Consider the following 2,104-nt stretch of genomic DNA (forward strand, 5'->3'; position numbering starts at 1 on the left):
ATACGCTTTAGAAAGTGGGATTTCTTATTTTTACCCAATAGCGAAACTCCTAAATATTTAAATAAGACGAAATGAGCACAAGACAAAAGCAATTGGAAGCCTTTGGCAGATTACTAGATATCATGGACGATTTGCGTGAAAAATGTCCTTGGGACAAAAAGCAAACCATGCAAAGTTTACGTCATTTAACCATCGAAGAAACCTATGAACTTGGGGACGCTATTTTAGATAATGATTTAGTCGAGGTAAAGAAAGAGCTAGGTGACTTAATGTTGCACCTTGTGTTTTATGCGAAGATAGGAAGCGAAACGAATGATTTTGATATCGCAGATGTTTGCAATGAAATCTGCGAAAAACTAATACACCGCCATCCTCATATTTACAGCGATACTGTAGTAGCTGACGAGGAAGAAGTAAAGCAAAATTGGGAAAAGCTAAAATTGAAAGAAGGCAGATCTTCTGTTTTGGAAGGAGTACCTAAAAGTTTACCAGCGGTAGTAAAGGCCAGTCGCATACAAGAGAAGGTACGAGCGGTAGGATTCGACTGGGAGCAACCTGAGCAAGTGTGGGAGAAAGTGCAGGAGGAATTAGACGAATTGCAAGTGGAAGTCAGAGCGGGCGATCAAGATAAAATGGAAGCAGAATTTGGCGATGTTTTATTTTCGATGATAAACTACGCTCGTTTCCTAAAAATTAATCCCGAAGACGCTTTAGAACGTACCAATAAAAAATTCATCAAGCGTTTTCAGTATTTAGAAAGTAAAGCTGGAGAATTAGGAAAACCATTAATGGACATGACTTTAGAAGAGATGGATGTTTTTTGGGAAGAAGCGAAGCGGCTTCCTAAAAAGTAGGAATCAGAAAATCTATGATTTTCATATGCTCTAAATTGGGAAGAAGCTAAAAAACTATAAGTAGTTATTTTTTAAAATTAGATTAAAATATAAAATGTCAGAAAACAAAACCGAGTTAAAACGCTCATTAGGATTAATTGATGCCACGAGCTTAGTTGCGGGTTCCATGATAGGTTCCGGGATTTTTATTGTTACCTCGGCCATGGCCAGAGATATTGGATCGGCAGCTTGGTTGTTGGTCATTTGGTTGGTAACAGGATTAATTACGGTGGCTGCAGCGCTTAGCTATGGCGAACTTGCAGGAATGATGCCTAAAGCGGGAGGACAGTTCGTATACATACAGCGTGCTTATGGTAGGCTCGTTTCTTTTTTATATGGCTGGACCGTTTTTACAGTCATTCAAACAGGAGTAATAGCAGCTATAGCGGTTACTTTTGCCAACTATTCGGCTATATTTTTTCCAAGATTGGATGATGTTATTTTTATGATGGGTGATAATTTAGCGTTTACCAATAGCAAAGCACTAGCTGTTTTGAGTATCATTCTCTTAACATTTATTAATACTAAAGGTGTTCAAAGCGGAAAAACAGTCCAACTAATCTTTACCTCAGCTAAGTTGATTGCGCTTTTTGCATTGATTGTACTGGGGTTGTATGTTGGTTTGCAAACCGATATTCTCTCAAACAATTTTGCTACCATGTGGGAAGCGAGTAAGACCGTTGTTAATACAAACGGCACAGTTACAGTTACGAAACTAACAGGCATGGCAATTTTAGGAGCCGCTGGAGCAACAATGATCAACTCTTTGTTTTCAAGTGATGCATGGAACAATGTGACCTTTATCGCTGGAGAAATTAAGGAACCAAAAAAGAATATTCCGCGTAGTTTGTTTCTTGGAACGCTTATAGTAACAATCATCTATATTTTAGCAAATGTAGCTTATCTTGCCTTGCTACCGATGCAAGGAACTCCAGGAGCTGAGACCGCTTTTGAAAACGGAATCATGTTTGCCAGCAACGATAGAGTAGGTGCTGCTGCAGCAGGGATGATTCTAGGTAATGTAAGTGTTTTTGTAATGGCAGCCTTGATCATGGTGTCTACTTTTGGCGCTAATAGCGGATTGATATTGTCCGGAGGTAGATTGTTTTACGCTATGGCAAAAGACGGATTGTTTTTTAAACAAGCTACGGAGTTGAATAAAAATCAGGTTCCAGCAAAAGAATTATGGGTTCAATTTATTTGGGCAAGTG

Annotated in this window: 2 protein-coding genes; both read left to right on the top strand. The window is 38.9% G+C overall.

What is annotated here, in order from left to right; all coding sequences use genetic code 11:
- The first annotated feature begins 71 nt into the window (after positions 1-71).
- Positions 72-854 carry a nucleoside triphosphate pyrophosphohydrolase gene (gene mazG, locus P8M54_RS01780; protein WP_300284341.1) on the top strand — a complete coding sequence of 261 codons (783 nt, stop codon included), beginning with the start codon at positions 72-74 and terminating at the stop codon, positions 852-854.
- Positions 855-948: 94 nt separating this feature from the next.
- On the top strand, positions 949-2,104 hold a 1,156-nt coding region (locus P8M54_RS01785), incomplete at its 3' end, for an amino acid permease (RefSeq protein ID WP_300284344.1).

It is taken from the genome of Flavobacterium sp. (genome assembly GCF_029242675.1).
GTDB lineage: Bacteria > Bacteroidota > Bacteroidia > Flavobacteriales > Flavobacteriaceae > Flavobacterium.